Origin of the sequence: Liquorilactobacillus sucicola DSM 21376 = JCM 15457, assembly GCF_000612445.1 — a bacterium.
Classification (GTDB): Bacteria; Bacillota; Bacilli; order Lactobacillales; family Lactobacillaceae; genus Liquorilactobacillus; species Liquorilactobacillus sucicola.
Genome location: NZ_BALC01000001.1, coordinates 463,994 through 478,997, shown reverse-complemented (window position 1 = coordinate 478,997; position 15,004 = coordinate 463,994). Strand labels below are relative to the sequence as shown.

Here is a 15,004-nt window from a genome sequence, read left to right as displayed (position 1 = left end):
TGCTAATTCATGAGGGGAGATGTTTGCATGACAGATGAACGTTTCGTAGAGCAGCTTACTCAGCATTGGCAAAGAGTTGCCAAAAGAGACCGTCAACGAGAACTCACACAGCCCAAACCGCTTGGTGCGCTTGTACAAACAGATCGTCCTTATATCGCTCAAGCTAGTCCACTGCAAAAACTTAACTTGTACTTTCCCAAAAATGTTAACTTAAACACTGAAAAACTACCGACAATTATTGACATTCACGGTGGGGGCTGGATGTACGGCGATTGTCATCTGAACGACAGTTATTGCCTTTTTCTAGCTTCTCAAGCTATGCCGTAATGGCAATGAGCTATCGCCTGCTTCCACAAGTGGGACTTAAAGAAATGATAGAAGATGTTTTTGCAAGTCTGCATTGGTTAGAATTATTTGGTTCACAAAAGGGGTTTGATCTCACGCGTGTTTTATTAGTCGGAGATTCAGCGGGCGGGCACTTGGCTGGACTAACACTGTGTATTCAAAGAAGTCCAAAACTGCAGTTACTCTACGGTGTAGAGGCACTCGACTTCGATTTTGATGCCGCAGTTATTATTTGTGGTGTTATGGAGCCTCAAAAACTTGCGCTGGGTAATGGCATTATGAGTCGAGCTGCAAAGGTACAGCTTAAATTATTGACTAGGAAAAACACCGCAATTGCTAATGCTGCTGGTTTTTCACAGGCATGCCGCAATATCAAGTTACCTCCACTGATGATCATTGGAAGCGAGGAAGATAGTTTTTGGTGGCAAACACGTCTTTTTTTAAGAACATTAACAGCAAACAAACTTGATTTTCAAACAAAGTTATGGCGGCGCTCACGTGGAAAACACTTGGGGCATGTATTTAACGTCACCCACTGGGAATGGAGCGAAAGTCGAGAAACTAATTTTGCTATGTTGAATTTTTTTAAACAGATCTCTGCAAGCAAACATAAAAAATAACTTATAAAATATAAGAATTGATCACTGCAAACAATTAAGGGGGAGGGGCTCGGATGGGAACTCACACTAAAGTCACATACTCAAGCTTTGGGGATGGCGTTCATGCGGCAATTCCGACTTTGCTTGGTTATATTACAATTAGTGCCACTTTTGGTGTTATAGCAAGTTCTGCAGGTTTTTCAACTTGGCAGATTTTTTTATATTCCGCAGTGTTGTATGCTGGATCTGCTCAATTTATCGTTGTTAGTATGTTGCTGTCGGGAGCTTCTATCAGCTCTATTGTGCTGATGGTCTTTTTAGTGAATTTTCGTATGTTTCTACAGTCTCTTTCAGCAACCCAACTTTTTTCCAAACAGCCCTTTATTTCGGGAATCGCAATGGGCAGCCTAATGACTGACGAATCATTTGGAGTCATGACACTCGCACAGGTTTCTGGTAAAAGACCATCAATTAGTTGGATGCATGGCTTAAATGTAGCTTCTTGGCTGGCATGGTGGATTAGTGGTATATTGTCATCAAAGCTTGGAGCAATAATTACTGATCCAGAAAAATGGGGACTTGATTTTGCTTTAACCGCAATGTTTGCTGGCCTATGGGTGCTGACCACAGAATCCATGTGGAAGCAAAAAAATCAGGCCCACTCACTGACAGCCGGAACAGTTCTTTTAACAGTTGGTCTGCTTTGGATCCTGTTATGCTTCACTTCTGCCGCTGTCGCAACATTAGTTTCATCAGTCGTAGCGAGTGCTATTATTACTTTTCTGTCTAAAAAGAAAGGGGTAAGGGCATAGATGAATTCACCGAAGTTTTATATTGTTATCATTTTATGTACACTTGCAACTTGGCTTCCGCGGATATTTCCATTTGTTTTTGCCAAATTCATTAAGTTTCCCGAATGGCTGCTTAACTTTTTACGTTTTTTACCTCTAGCAATGATGACTGCTCTCTTTGCAGAAAACTTGTTCGTAGTTCATCCTAACCATCTTCCAGGAATCAACTTGCTGGCTCTTTTAGCCAGCATCCCCGCAGTTTTGTTAGGCTGGTGGACGCGCTCACTTGTTTTGGTAGTAATAGTGGGGGTTACATCGATGAGCGTATTACGTTTCTTCTTCTAGTTGCTATCACCCGCCAAATTGCATATTAAACATTAAAAATAAATTGATTAATAGCTGATTAACTGTGCTATTATGAACTTATCATAGCAATAAAATTTTAGTAAAAACTATTCTGCAAAGGGGCGATTACATGGTAAACAGTTTTCCACAAGTTCTGACTATTGCTGGTTCAGATAGCGATGGCAGCGCAGGGGTTCAGGCTGATCTCCATACCTTTTTTTCTCGAAAAGTATATGGCCTTTCTGTTATAACAGCTTGCGTTTCAGGTAATTCATATGGTATTCATGCAAGTGAACCATTACCACTTGCTTTTGTCAAACAACAATTCAAAGATGTTGCAGCTGACTTTAAAATACGTGCGTGTAAAACTGGGATGCTAGCAGATTCAGCCTTATTGGAAACTGTAGCTGCTTGTTATCAGCGTTATGATCTCGGGCCTTTGGTAGTTGATCCAGTTATTATGACTAAACATGGCAATATGTTACTTGAGGAAAGTGCTTTTGCAACAATGCGTTCTAAACTGTTGCCGCTTGCAACAGTTGTTACTCCTAATTATTACGAAGCGCAAAAACTTTCTCAGGTCGAGTTGACCGATGATGCCGCTATTGTTCTTGCTGCTACCAAATTACAACAGATGGGAGCCAAGAATGTTGTTATAAAGGGCTATCATCAAGACAAAGAGCAAAAAGAAGTACGGGATTTCGTTTTGTTGGAGAATGGGAAAAATTTTTGGTTGAGCGAACCCTATTATAATACATTACGCATCAACGGAACTGGTGACTCTCTATCTGCTTGTATTGCTGCCGAGCTTGCCAAGGGAACAAATATTGAAAATGCAGTCAGAATTGCCAAAAAATATGTTAATACTGCAATCAAACATGAATTACAGATAGGACACAAATTTGGTCCAATCAACCATTGGGCAGCACAGTCTTTAGAGTGAGTTTTAGGTTAGCTCGATACTAAAAGATTTAACTTGGGGCTCACAATATTTTGGGGGCTTTTGCACAAATGTCATCAGTTATATTCGAATTGGATAAACATTTTCTTATCACTATTTTAAGTGCATTTGAGGTACAACAAAAGATCCACAATCTAACCTAAGCGATTAGAATCTACATTTGTAGTAGGTTTACAATCTAGTTGCTTAGGTTTATTTTGCTTGTCCTTCAAAAGTAAACCTAAGTTTCTAGAAGACGGTTTTATTTTAATAAGGTATACAAAAAATCGCCCCAAAAGCGAAGCGATTTTATTCAAGGAAAATTAAATTACGATGTAAGCAAACACATATAACATTGCCGAGATAAATTATAAAGGTTTCAATTGCTTTCACTTTTTGAAATAAGTTTATCATTAGTAAAATAAAAGCTGTAGCTTTTGTTTGTAGTTCTGTTGCGATACGTCAACGTAGTATAGGAACTAGTGCCACTTCTGGTTACAGTCACTCTTGTTGGTTCACCTAGCACAGTAATTACAGTGTCATAATCAGTTCCATTTTCAAGAGAGTCAAAGGCAGTACTCGAAATATTTTTTCCGGTGATTCCATATCTGCTAAGAGTTTTTGTCCTGATCTGTTCTCCAATCGTGTAGACAGATATATATGCTGTTTTATTTTGAGAGAGATACCACAGATATGCTCCGCGTTCCGCACCAGAGCTTTGGGTCTTCTGTGTTCGATCTGGTCTGCCGAGCTGTTTTCTTAATTCAGCAATAGTTGTAGCCTCCGTATCGATGCTGGAAGAGGCGAGCTTGATTTTGTTAAAATCCCTAATTGAATAAGGTTTACGTGTTAGTTGTTCCTTAGTAAACTTTTTGAACTTATTGTCCGTTATTTTGACAAACTTGTTTCTTTTTAGAAGTTCCTCGCTTTTCTTCAAACTAATATTATTGCTTTTAGCGCTGGAAGAATAACGCATGCCTGGAAGATTTCTAATTTCTTCTACATCGACTTTACTATAATCTATTACTATTTTTTCCTGAGCATAGGTTTCTTTATATGATATTTTTTCAGTCAGTCCGTCAACACCTTGAAGACGCTTAGATAATGGACCTAGTATTTGCTGTGCACCTTCCTTATCGGTAACGCCTAGTGCTGAGTAGAGAATCGTGTTCCTTGTTTCTTGCCGAGTAACCTTGTCTCTTCGAGCATAGTATGTTAATCGTGTATCAGTTCCACCGCTAAAACGCTGATAGTGAACTTGTTTTTCTGGCAAAAGGCTGCAGGCCGCTAATAAAAACGTGAAAAGCAGGACCATTAGAGTAACTCCCCAAAAACGATGGCGTCTCATTGTAAACCCCCCTTTATTCGACTTGCGAAACTAAGTAATAACACATCTTTATATGTTTATTCTACTTGGTAAGAGGGGCTTTGGAAAGATAATAGCACTAGTGGTAAGGCAGAGGTAACCTACGCTACTAGAAATTTAGCAGAAGCAGCAATTAAGCAGCTCTGTTTTTTTTATTTTGATTACTCCTGATGGCTGCAAAACTCCAACATACTCCACCAAACATAATTAAAAACATGATTAAGAATCCAAAGTTAGCTCCTAACTGATCATTTAGAGTTCCTATCAGGGTTGAAGCAAAGACCTCAATTAGCTGTGCAAGGCCATTCCATAAGGATGTCACTCTGCCCATAAAGGACTGCTTAACTTTGCTCATCAAAACCGTGTTAATAATCACTCTTAATGAGGAGTTAGATAAGCCTAAAACAAAAGTGCACAGATACATGAGTGGGATAAGGCGCCCTAGGTAAAGCAAAATTAGGCCTAGGCTGGCTGAACTAAAAAATAAGATAATCAATTTTTTGCTGTGAAAATGATTTAAAAGGAAACCAGTTAAGATTCCTGCCACAAGGCCACCAATGCCATAACTCATATCGGCTATTCCGTAAACTACACTATTAGCTTTAAGAACCGTCGAAACATAATCCGGTGAAGAAACATTAAATAACTGGGTAACGATCAATGGCAAGATGGAGAGGAAACCTATATTAAGAATTGACTTTTGCTGCACAAGATATCTAATGCCTGAATGTCTCTTTTTTTCTGTTTGTTCTTTATTTTTTTTAGAAATTGTATCGCTCTGAATAGTCACAACCAGACAACTCGCAATGATGAATACCAAAACATTAATGATTAAAATTACAAGAAAGCCCGTATAATTCAGAATGATTCCGGAAATAGCACCTGCAAAAAACATACCAACTTGTAAGGAAACCTCTATAAAAGCGTTGGCACTGCCAAATAAATTTTGAGGTAGAACAGCTTGGACATAGCTTCTGGAGGCTGACATGTATGTAATCCAACCGGCTCCAGTGACTATAGCTAATAGATACATTGCCCAGACATCAAACCCAGCAATATAAAAATAAACAGCTATTGCTGCTATTGCTATGGCCCTTACGACAAAGGTCCACAGAATTACAACTTTTCGTGAAAACTTGTCTGTAATTATACCCGCAATTGGTGACATGATGAAACCAGCAAGAACATTGATAGTTAGATAAAATCCTACCAACCGGTTAGAATGCGTTTGCGACAGCATGTACCAATTAGCACCAACCGTTGTCATCCCAACCCCCAATCCGGAAATAACGTCAGCGCTAAGGAAATTTCTGAATGCCTTTTGGTGTAATAATTTTGAACTATTGCTCATTATTTATTCCCCCATTTAACTGTGTATTCAGTTGCTGCAGTTTTTGCATCGCAAACTTATCTTTTAATACATCCGAAGGCATATTTCCCTTGCCAATTACATAATCCACAAACTGCCAGTTCAAAAATTCGCAAATATAGTTGAATTGTTCGATTATTGGCAGACCTTTAATATGAGGAGCATCCCCACCAACGATCAAGACATATATTCGCTTATTTTTAATGATTTCTCTAAAATTAGGAACAGTTGCCAAGCTTTCTGACCAACGATCAATAAAATTCTTCAGTAAGCCTGAAACTCCATACCAGTAAATAGGTGTAGCAAAAATAATGGTTTTGCTTGCAATTAATTTAGTAAGCAGCTGATCATAGTCATCATCGGCTGCTCTCCATATTTTTTGGGAATGCCGTTGGTCCCAGATAGGTTGTATAGCATAATGCTTGAGCTTTATTTCGTTATGCTCAATCCCTTTAAGTAAACATGTCAGCATAACATCTGAATTACTGTTTTCTCGACTGCTTCCGTTGATAGCCAAAATACCCATAATTGTGATACCTCCAAATTTCATCAAGTAGCGTAAGAATACCATTACTGATATAATTTTTTTAAAACGTTGCATATAGTTCATGGAGGTATTATGACAACATATGGTCAAACTTTTAAAAATTTAAGAGAAGCAAAGGGAATCAGCCTTTCGAATGCGGCGAAGAATGTAGTTTCAAAGTCTTTTTTATCACGCTTTGAAAGAGAACAAAGCAACATTGTTTTTGACAAACTTTATCGGCTCCTTCTGAATATCAACGTTTCAGTCGAAGAATTTGTTTACTTAGACAATCAAAGACATGGCCGCTACCAGCCTTTTCACTATGAAGATACGAAAGATTATGTTGATTCTCAAACCGTCGACTACTCAGCAAGCCTTAGCAATTATTACTATCAAAAATGGCAAACGAGTGACGAAGAGTTTTACTATGTTAATTTTCTTAAGGAAAAAGTGAGTATGGAAAAGCATCAATTAGCAGTAGTTGAAGAAAAGGAGAAAACTTTTCTGTTCAATTATCTTTTTAACAGGGAAACTTGGACGCATTATGAAGTTAGATTATATATGAGTATTATTAGCCTTTTTACACCGATGCAGTCTTTTTACCTTACACAACAAATGGTTAAAAACGGCTCAGAAACTATTGATGTGAATTGGAATCATCAGGCTGATTTCTTATATGTCATTTTGAATACAGCTTTAATTATGGCTTATACAAACAATGTTTCAGAATTAATCCGTTTAATAGCCCAGGCAAAAAGTGCTATTCACAATGAACAATATCTTTATGAAAAAACTGAATTACACTTTATTGAGGGATTGCTATTTTATCTGCAAGGCAAGCATGAACTTGCAAAAACAAGAGTTAAAGAAGCAATCAATGTATTTAATGTTCTGGACTCCAAGCAGCTAGCTAAACTATATAGCCACCGTTGGGAAAAGTTCTTTAAGATGTATAACAATAGTTGCGTAAAGAGAAAAAATTGATATTCAAGGCAAAAGGATATACTGTTGACTACTGAGCATCTCAGAGGGGGGAAGAACTATGTCTATTGAACTAAATGTAAAACAACACGGATTTTCCGGCTTTTATTTTCCTGTAGACAGTTCCATCGAGAAAAAAGCAGTTATTGTTTTAGGCGGCAGTGATGGGACAGTTGCTGTTCCTAAAAATATCGGGGCTTTACTAAGCGATAGAGGAATACCGGCTTTGGGCGTTTGCTTCTGGAATCGTCCAGGGCTTCCGCAAAAGCTAGTTCGGGTGCCAGTTGAATATATTGAATCTGCGGTCAAATGGTTGCAAAACAAAGGTTTTGAAAAAATAGCAATATATGGGATATCAAAGGGTGCTGAATTAGCTTTACTAGCCGCCTCACTGATACCAGATATAACTTGCGTAATCGCACTTTCGCCTTCTCATTGCGTCTATGCTGGACTTGGAATCAACGATAAGGGCAAAAAGGATTTGTTTAATGTTTCAAGTTTTACGTGGCGCGGGAATCCACTTCCATTTGTGCGTGGTAAAAAACAAATAGGTGGCATATTATGGCGTTTTATTACACAACAGCAGCTTAATACATGTTTTATATATAAAAAGGCTCTAAAATCAACTACTGATGACGCTGTAATTAAAGTTGAAAATATTAAAGGCCCCATCCTATTATTTAGTGCGAGCGAAGATGCTACTTGGCCAAGCCAGTACAGTTGCGAGCAAATAAAAAAACGGTTGCAAACCAAAAAATTCGCTTATCCAGTTAAACATGTAAACTATCCTCACGCCAGCCACGTACTTATTCCAATTGCAAATCCACATACTCTATCAAAATTACGTATTTACAAAGTTGAAAGAAAACATCCTGTACAGTGTAATCAAAGTAGATCAGATGCCTTCGAAAAAAGTATGGAGTGGTTAACATCTTGGGGCCCAGCTTACAGTCATTAACGCTGAATTGTTATTAATATCATTCATATTTAAAAAACCACTTGCCGATATTTCTGAGTTGTCAAATTGTTTAACATCATGTCTTATGCTTACCCAAAACAGCTTGGTCGTGATCTAAGCTGCTGTGATGAAGAGGCGCCAACCTTCATTTCCGATTAATTAAAAGAAACTTAAATTGCCGGAAAAAGTGATCAGCCTTAAGTTCAATTTCTTATCTTGTCTAGCAAAACACCAATACAGGATCGACGGCTTAATTTGGGAAACAACTAAAAGAAACTTGAGCCTATAGAGGTGTAGCTAAAGAGCGGAATTGAATAACGGAATTTTGTGATCAAAATCACAAAATTGTTGTGAAAGCTTACTAGAAATGTTAAACTTCATACTGAAAGCGTAACCATATTTTTGACGTCGTCTTAATTCTCACAAGCTAAAACTTCTCATTCACAGGAGGTGCTTTAACATGTCAAAATTACAATCAGGAATATATCATATAATCGCAAAAGAATACGAAGGAGAAACACTTCCTCTTGAAGTCGAAATCAAAGATAACAAGATCGTAAGAATCACTCCTAAGAAGGAGATGACTCCTGGTGGTTTGGAAGAAGCTGTTTTTACGCGTTTACCAAAACAAATTATTGACGAACAAAGCCTGGAAGTTGATGCTATCTCAGGAGCTTCTCATTCCCGCCGAGGCTTATTGAATGCAATTGAACAGGTTATTACGCAGGCTGGTGGAAGCGCGAAAAATTTCCATCGTCAAACTAAACCGGTTGACCATATCTCTAAAGAACAAGAAAAAAGTAATAATTTGAAATCAGATGTCAGTTTTCGCATGAAGGAATACGATTTCTGGCGGCAAATTCCAGAAGAGGTTTTCAAAGAAATTGATGTTGACTTTTTAATCGTTGGTGCTGGTATTTCAGGATTGGCTGCTGCTGTCCAGGCAGGCTCTGAAGGAATAGATTCTCTTGTTATTGAAAAAAATGGTTTTGTCGCAGGTAATGGTGGTGGCGTTGAAGGAATCTTTGGCATTAACACCAAGATGCAAAAAGAAGTCGGCATCCATGCTGAAAAAGAGAAAATAATTGCTAAAGAAGCTGAAATGGGGCAATATCGTGTCGATGGTTCTTTTTGGGTAGACCTAGTTAACAATTCTGCTGAAAACATCGACTGGTTAGTCAAACAAGGAGTTCAACTTACTAAAGTTGACGATTATCACGGAACCTGTATGTTTCCAACCTTTCATTGGTTTAAAGGAGGGTTTGCTTCCAAAGGGTACGTTCCGTTCATGAAAAAACGTGCAGATAAATTGGGAGTCAAGTTTTTACTTGAAACTTCTGCCAAAAGTATTATTTTTGAGGATAATAAGGTTAAGGGGGTATATGCCCAAACACCTGAAGGCATGCTTAAGATCAATGCTAAAGCGACTCTGCTAGCTACCGGCGGGGTGGGTCACAATGCCGCTTTGATTGAAAAACAAGGATGGTCAACTAAGAACCTGCACTACTGCTCAATGCCTAGTAACACCGGTGACGGCTATCAAATAGCCATGTCATTGGGTGCAAAGGATATGTTGAGAGAATCTCCAGAATTTATGATGAATTACATCCAGGCTCTGCCGCATGAGGGTGTCCATCTCTACCTTGATCCAATTAATGGTTTTATGTCCTTGCCTTCAGGAGGGCCCGTTGTGTGGGTAAATCAAAATGGCAAACGTTTCGTAAACGAGAATGTAAAAAAATACAATCTTCTTTATCAACGAATGGCTATTGGAGCAACAAAGGTAACATACCAAATCTTCAATCAAAGAATCTATGATGAACTTACCAAAAATGTACCAAATGCTAAAGAGATTCTTGCAGAAGGTGTTGAAGTGAACGAAGGAAATTCATTATTCAAAGCTGATACAATTGAAGCCCTTGCTAAAGCAGTTAATTTACCCGAAGAAACTTTTGCGGAAACGATGTATAAATACAACAAATTCGCCCATAATAAAAGAGATGAGGAATTTGCAAAGGATGCTGCGATGCTCGTTCCAATTGAAGAGGGCCCATTTTACATCGCACGTCTTGATCCATCAAACTTAATCGGTATTGGCGGGGTGGGTTCAAACCAGAATTTTGAGGTAATTAACGACAAGTTCGAAAGAATTAATGGTCTTTATATCGCCGGAATGGATAGCACAATGCAATACAGGAATGTATATACAATCACTTTAGGCGGCTCTGCGTGCTCTCACAATGTCAATTCGGGTCGTCATGCTGCGATGAATGCCAAAAAATATATTGAAGCAACTTTCACGACGAACTCATGATTCATTATCTACTTACCAGAAGTTAGGACAAATCGTAATTGTTGAATACCTTAATTAAAAAAATAAAGAGTTCTTGCTTTTCAACCACTTCCTAAAAATCAAGCTTTTAGGAAGTGGTATTTTTATATTAAGAACTTGGTACAGTTCTTGCTTGAAAATTTTTTGACAAAGGTTTACGTTTTAATGTCGTAGTGCTAGCATTATTACCCTAAAACCAGTTACCGAAACAGGGTAGCTCAGCAACAAGGAGTTGTTTTCTGAATTATTGCAGGCGCTCCGCTTAAAACTCTTTTGTCGGTATTGTTTATTCAATTGAACGTTACACGATATGTGAAAAAATTAGTTTATAGAACAATAAGGAGCATAATCGATGACCACTATTCATGGAATCAATATAGACAAAGTTGGCCGTTGTCGCCATTACCATCAAACAAATGACATCGTTGGTCTAAAGTGTGATCGCTGTCAGCAATATTTTGCTTGTTATAAGTGCCATAATGCGTTAAAAGACCATTATTTTGTACCTTGTGCTAAAAATACTTTACCTGTTATATGTGGTAATTGCCAGCACAAAATGAACTTTCAAGAGTATTCACGTGGTTGTTGCCCACATTGTCAGAGTGCTTTTAACCCGAACTGTCATGTGCATTATAATATTTATTTCAAGTAATATTTAAATTTCAAAGTTAGCCAGCAGAAGAACCCATCCAGCTAACAAATAATTGCCTATGAAAGTATACTTGGTTTTAAGATTCAACATACAATGAAATTAACGCTTGTGCTGGAAGTAACTCCAACTGGTAAATATTTACAAGAGTAAATGTTAGTAGGTGTCGGTACATTAAATAAGTAATTTCTTAGGTTACTAGACGCAAGTAAAAATTTAATACTTACAATTGAAAACCTCACTAAGGTGATAAACTTCTAAATGAAGCAATATTTCCAGCCCAATCTACTATAAAACCCACAAGTAAGGCTTTATTCTGAAATCCAAAGATTATTTTTAATCAAAATCTTAAATAAATTTCATTTTAAACCGATTGATAGAATAGCTGCTTTGCTAACTCCATATAAGGGAAGGAAAAAATAGTGAGTATTACAAAAAAAATTACTCTAATCGTATCAGCTATCGTTTTTTTCAGTACAGCGATACTTGGAGCCACAAATTACTTTTTTAGCTACAAAGAAACCTTAAAATCTGCTGGAATAGAACTAACAGGATGCGCCAGTATTACGACTGGAATTGAAACACCAACGTACTTATTACAAATCAAGCAAGGAAATTTAAAAAATAGCCAAAAACTTGAACATCAAATTGATTGGATCGTAGAACATAAAAAAATATTTTCTGAAGCATATATTTTAGATACACAGGGCAAACTTTTGGCTGCAGATCGACACGCTCGTGCTTTGGGATTTAAAAGAGGCGATAACTTTAATCTCCCGACGGCAGCACTCAAAAAGATAAAGAGCGGTAAAACATACTATACAAGAATTTATAATCTTAGGGGCAGAAAAGTAATTACAGGATACGCACCAATTTATGAGAAACAACAAAGCACTTCAATGCCTAGTATGCATGGAAAAACATCTGGACATGAAAAAATAATTGCAATTAATGCAATTGACTTTGACGGGAAAATCGTTAGTTCTAGAACTTGGGAAATGAATAAATTTGTTATTCTTCTAAGTATTTTACTGCCGATCCTCGCTGCTATTATTACAGCTGTTTTCGTACAGCGACTAACAAGACCAATCAAAAAAATTGGTATTCATGTTAAAAGAGTTTCCAAGGGTGAACTTTCTTTGAATTCATTAAAAGTGAAATCAACTGATGAATTAGGCCAATTAGCCCATGATTTTAATATAATGGTTTCTCAACTGCAGGTATTGATTCGCAATGTCGCTCAAACCAGTAGGCAAATTTCGGCAAATTCACAGGAATTGCTTACCGGATCTAAGAAAGCAAAATTAGCAACCGAACAAGTTAACAACCAGATAGATGAAGCAAACCAAAGCATTGAACAACAGTCTTGTTTGACAAAGCAAGCAAATAACGAACTTAAAATGATGGCTGACCGAGTTGAGAAAATTAGTAGTCATATTAATGCTGCCGCGCATAAAGCTGACAAAACGAATTCACTTTCACAAGACGGAAATGTGGTTGTGAAAAATATGACCGAGCAAATGAATAAAATAAGCCAAAATAACATTGAAATAAAGCAAATTATCGTGAGTCTTAATGGAAAATCTAAAGAAATTGATAAAGTAATGACTCTCATCAACGGAATTGCCAAACAGACTAATCTTTTAGCCCTGAACGCATCAATTGAAGCGGAACGTGCACAAGATCACGGACGTGGATTTGCTATCGTTTCCGAGGAAATTCGAAAATTGGCTGATCAAACAGGTATAGCTACACGTGAAGTTGCCGATGTTATTGCTGACATACAGAAGGAATCAGACGATTCTGTCAAAAAAATTGTTCAGGGAGAAATAATCGTCAAGGATGGCTTATCATTGATTGAAAGAACCAGCTCCTCATTCACGCTGATCTCTTCCAAGTCCAATGAAACTTCTCAAGACCTTAATAAATTACTGAAAGAAATCTTGCAAATTCAAAATAAAATGACAAGTATGGTGGATGAGGTCACACATGTCACACAATTTGCAAGTAATATCGCTGCTAACACAGATAAAATTAGTCAATCTGGCAAACAACAAAATGTGATGATGCAAGATTTCGTTTCAGTATCCGAAAATTTGTCAATGATTGCAATCGAATTAACGGGACTTATTGATAAATTCAAATACGATAAATTAGAATAACGTTGAACATCAAAGTAGTATCTAAAGGAAAACTTCCGAAGCTGGAGACACATATTTAGTAGTTATGGTAGGTTAACACTACCAAATAAAAAAGAAGCTGTGCCAAAAGTTAAATTTTGGCACAGCTCCTTTTTTTATTCTGTATAAACGTGTTCCATAAGTCAAAATTCTCCGTCTAACTTCGAATTACTCAAATTTTCCCGACTTATGTCACACTCTCTTTTGTTTACCAGAATTTTATAAATGGTGATCACGCAAAGAGTTTGCTATCAAAAGCTGAAAGATATTATGAATACACTAATCAAAAACAAAGCAAAAAAATGAGATTCTTCATTTATATTCAATATTTGTAATCTGGAACATAATTAATCATTCAATGTTCAGACATTTAGTTTCACAGTAATATCCCTTGCCACCAACATAAACTTTTTCTATTTCATCACCAGCATTAGTTGACAAATTAACTAATATTTCAGAAGGTGAGTGTAACGCGTATCCTTGTTCAAACACATATGTTTTTTTTTGTAAATAACCACATTCATAAAGATAGCAAGCTAGGGCGCAATTCGAAGTACCAGTTGCTGATTCTTCATTGATGTCGTACAGTGGAGCAAAGTTTCTACATATAATTCTATTGTTATTAAAGGCATACAAATGCATTCCAACAACACCATAATATTTACTGACTTCTTTAATCCTTGCGAAATTAGGTTGTAGTGTGTTCAGTTGTTCTTCACTTCTTATAGGTATTAAAATATCCTTTAACCCTGTCGAGGCTATCCGAATTGGATATTTACTATCTATATCTCTAACATCAAAGCAACCGGCTAATTCTTTTAGAGGGACAACATCATAATATACTGGCTTGTTTTGTTCCATAAGTATAACGTTATCTTTTATAGTAATAGAGAGAAGTCCACTGTTAGTTTCAATTGTATACTGATTTTTGAAAAGTTTATTTAAATGCATCAGCAAAGTGAAAGAACCTATTGTAGCATGTCCACATAAATCAACTTCTTCTTTTGGTGTAAAATACTCAAATTTATAATCTGCAATTTTGGATTTTAATATAAATGCTGTTTCTGCATAACCCAGTTTCTTAGCTATTGACAATTTCTGAATAGTAGTTAATTTGGTATCAAGTAATACCATCCCTGCTTTATTGCCACCTTTATGGTACTTGCTAAATGCGCTTGCAACATAAACTGATATTTTCATAAGACATCTACCTTTCTTGCTAAAGGCTTGATTGTAACATAGAAAACATTCCTTATAAATATCATTATTTAAATCACTATCAGCGAATTCATTCTGTCATCGACTTTTTACGTCTTTGGAGATAGAACTAAAGTCCGCAATAAAACAAATTTCCTTTGGACTCGTTTTAAAAATTTTCGCAGTGTGTTGTTCAAGCCACATGTTATAATTCTATAAAGTAGGTTTAATGAAAAAAGTTATGAATATCAAAGGGTAGAAAGGACACATTGCCACTAAGTTGAACATCCTAGTTGATGTTACATTAATTATTGAGAATTTTTGTGCCAGAGCTTTAGGAATGAAATTCATTACGAAGATTAAAAATAAACAATACATTAAAATAAAAGATATTCATAAAACTCAAAAAGAAGGATTGTTGAGAAT

The 15,004-nt window shown here is 36.8% G+C and carries 13 protein-coding genes; 9 read left to right on the top strand and 4 right to left on the bottom strand.

Annotation, left to right across the window (positions count from 1 at the left end; genetic code table 11):
- Positions 1-27 precede the first annotated feature (27 nt).
- The 5 genes from JCM15457_RS11855 to thiD all read left to right on the top strand — a co-directional run bounded on the left by JCM15457_RS11855 (position 28) and on the right by thiD (position 3,023).
- Positions 28-327 (top strand): hypothetical protein, encoded by a 300-nt coding sequence (locus JCM15457_RS11855; protein WP_081778164.1) that lies wholly within the window; start codon positions 28-30, stop codon positions 325-327.
- Positions 273-965 (top strand): alpha/beta hydrolase, encoded by a 693-nt coding sequence (locus JCM15457_RS02405; RefSeq protein ID WP_152537257.1) that lies wholly within the window; start codon positions 273-275, stop codon positions 963-965. Before JCM15457_RS11855 ends, JCM15457_RS02405 begins: the two co-directional genes overlap by 55 nt.
- Positions 966-1,018: 53 nt before the next feature.
- On the top strand, positions 1,019-1,756 hold the full coding sequence (locus JCM15457_RS02400; protein ID WP_034987128.1) for an AzlC family ABC transporter permease: 738 nt from the start codon (positions 1,019-1,021) through the stop codon (positions 1,754-1,756).
- Complete coding sequence (locus tag JCM15457_RS02395) at positions 1,757-2,080, top strand: AzlD domain-containing protein (RefSeq protein ID WP_034987126.1); 324 nt, start codon at positions 1,757-1,759, stop codon at positions 2,078-2,080.
- Between the two features lie 130 nt (positions 2,081-2,210).
- Positions 2,211-3,023 (top strand): bifunctional hydroxymethylpyrimidine kinase/phosphomethylpyrimidine kinase, encoded by an 813-nt coding sequence (gene thiD / locus JCM15457_RS02390; RefSeq protein WP_034987124.1) that lies wholly within the window; start codon positions 2,211-2,213, stop codon positions 3,021-3,023.
- A 376-nt stretch (positions 3,024-3,399) separates the two neighbouring features.
- Here the strand turns inward: thiD and JCM15457_RS11565 are convergent, their stop codons facing one another.
- From JCM15457_RS11565 to JCM15457_RS02375, 3 genes are all read right to left on the bottom strand, one after another.
- Positions 3,400-4,368, bottom strand: coding sequence for a DUF1307 domain-containing protein (locus tag JCM15457_RS11565; RefSeq protein ID WP_051993231.1), 969 nt, complete (start codon positions 4,366-4,368; stop codon positions 3,400-3,402).
- A gap of 151 nt (positions 4,369-4,519) precedes the next feature.
- Positions 4,520-5,737 (bottom strand): MFS transporter, encoded by a 1,218-nt coding sequence (locus JCM15457_RS11850; protein ID WP_081778162.1) that lies wholly within the window; start codon positions 5,735-5,737, stop codon positions 4,520-4,522.
- Entirely contained in the window at positions 5,727-6,281 is a 555-nt protein-coding gene (locus tag JCM15457_RS02375) for a flavodoxin family protein (RefSeq protein WP_051993230.1), read from the bottom strand. The genes JCM15457_RS11850 and JCM15457_RS02375 overlap by 11 nt, the downstream gene beginning before the upstream one ends.
- Positions 6,282-6,374: 93 nt before the next feature.
- Here JCM15457_RS02375 and JCM15457_RS11845 point away from each other — a divergent pair, with 93 nt between their 5' ends.
- The 4 genes from JCM15457_RS11845 to JCM15457_RS02350 all read left to right on the top strand — a co-directional run bounded on the left by JCM15457_RS11845 (position 6,375) and on the right by JCM15457_RS02350 (position 13,363).
- A complete protein-coding gene (locus tag JCM15457_RS11845; protein WP_081778160.1) occupies positions 6,375-7,265 on the top strand; it encodes an Rgg/GadR/MutR family transcriptional regulator in 891 nt (296 codons plus the stop codon).
- 58 nt (positions 7,266-7,323) lie between these two features.
- A complete protein-coding gene (locus JCM15457_RS02360) occupies positions 7,324-8,220 on the top strand; it encodes an acyl-CoA thioester hydrolase/BAAT C-terminal domain-containing protein (RefSeq protein ID WP_034987122.1) in 897 nt (298 codons plus the stop codon).
- Between the two features lie 460 nt (positions 8,221-8,680).
- A complete protein-coding gene (locus JCM15457_RS02355) occupies positions 8,681-10,534 on the top strand; it encodes an FAD-dependent oxidoreductase (RefSeq protein ID WP_034987121.1) in 1,854 nt (617 codons plus the stop codon).
- Positions 10,535-11,623: 1,089 nt separating this feature from the next.
- Positions 11,624-13,363: a methyl-accepting chemotaxis protein gene (locus tag JCM15457_RS02350; RefSeq protein ID WP_051993229.1), complete on the top strand. Its 1,740-nt coding sequence runs from the start codon at positions 11,624-11,626 to the stop codon at positions 13,361-13,363.
- A gap of 369 nt (positions 13,364-13,732) precedes the next feature.
- Here the strand turns inward: JCM15457_RS02350 and JCM15457_RS02345 are convergent, their stop codons facing one another.
- Entirely contained in the window at positions 13,733-14,581 is an 849-nt protein-coding gene (locus tag JCM15457_RS02345) for a PhzF family phenazine biosynthesis protein (RefSeq protein ID WP_034987119.1), read from the bottom strand.
- Positions 14,582-15,004: the final 423 nt, after the last annotated feature.

Excerpts from the sequence above, each read along its gene's own strand:
- JCM15457_RS11855 (WP_081778164.1), top strand. The coding sequence starts at position 28 with ATGACAGATGAACGTTTCGTAGAGCAGCTTACTCAGCATTGGCAAAGA.
- JCM15457_RS02400 (WP_034987128.1), top strand. The coding sequence starts at position 1,019 with ATGGGAACTCACACTAAAGTCACATACTCAAGCTTTGGGGATGGCGTT.
- JCM15457_RS02395 (WP_034987126.1), top strand. The coding sequence starts at position 1,757 with ATGAATTCACCGAAGTTTTATATTGTTATCATTTTATGTACACTTGCA.
- thiD (WP_034987124.1), top strand. The coding sequence starts at position 2,211 with ATGGTAAACAGTTTTCCACAAGTTCTGACTATTGCTGGTTCAGATAGC.
- JCM15457_RS11565 (WP_051993231.1), bottom strand. The coding sequence starts at position 4,368 with ATGAGACGCCATCGTTTTTGGGGAGTTACTCTAATGGTCCTGCTTTTC.
- JCM15457_RS11850 (WP_081778162.1), bottom strand. The coding sequence starts at position 5,737 with ATGAGCAATAGTTCAAAATTATTACACCAAAAGGCATTCAGAAATTTC.
- JCM15457_RS02375 (WP_051993230.1), bottom strand. The coding sequence starts at position 6,281 with ATGGGTATTTTGGCTATCAACGGAAGCAGTCGAGAAAACAGTAATTCA.
- JCM15457_RS11845 (WP_081778160.1), top strand. The coding sequence starts at position 6,375 with ATGACAACATATGGTCAAACTTTTAAAAATTTAAGAGAAGCAAAGGGA.
- JCM15457_RS02360 (WP_034987122.1), top strand. The coding sequence starts at position 7,324 with ATGTCTATTGAACTAAATGTAAAACAACACGGATTTTCCGGCTTTTAT.
- JCM15457_RS02355 (WP_034987121.1), top strand. The coding sequence starts at position 8,681 with ATGTCAAAATTACAATCAGGAATATATCATATAATCGCAAAAGAATAC.
- JCM15457_RS02345 (WP_034987119.1), bottom strand. The coding sequence starts at position 14,581 with ATGAAAATATCAGTTTATGTTGCAAGCGCATTTAGCAAGTACCATAAA.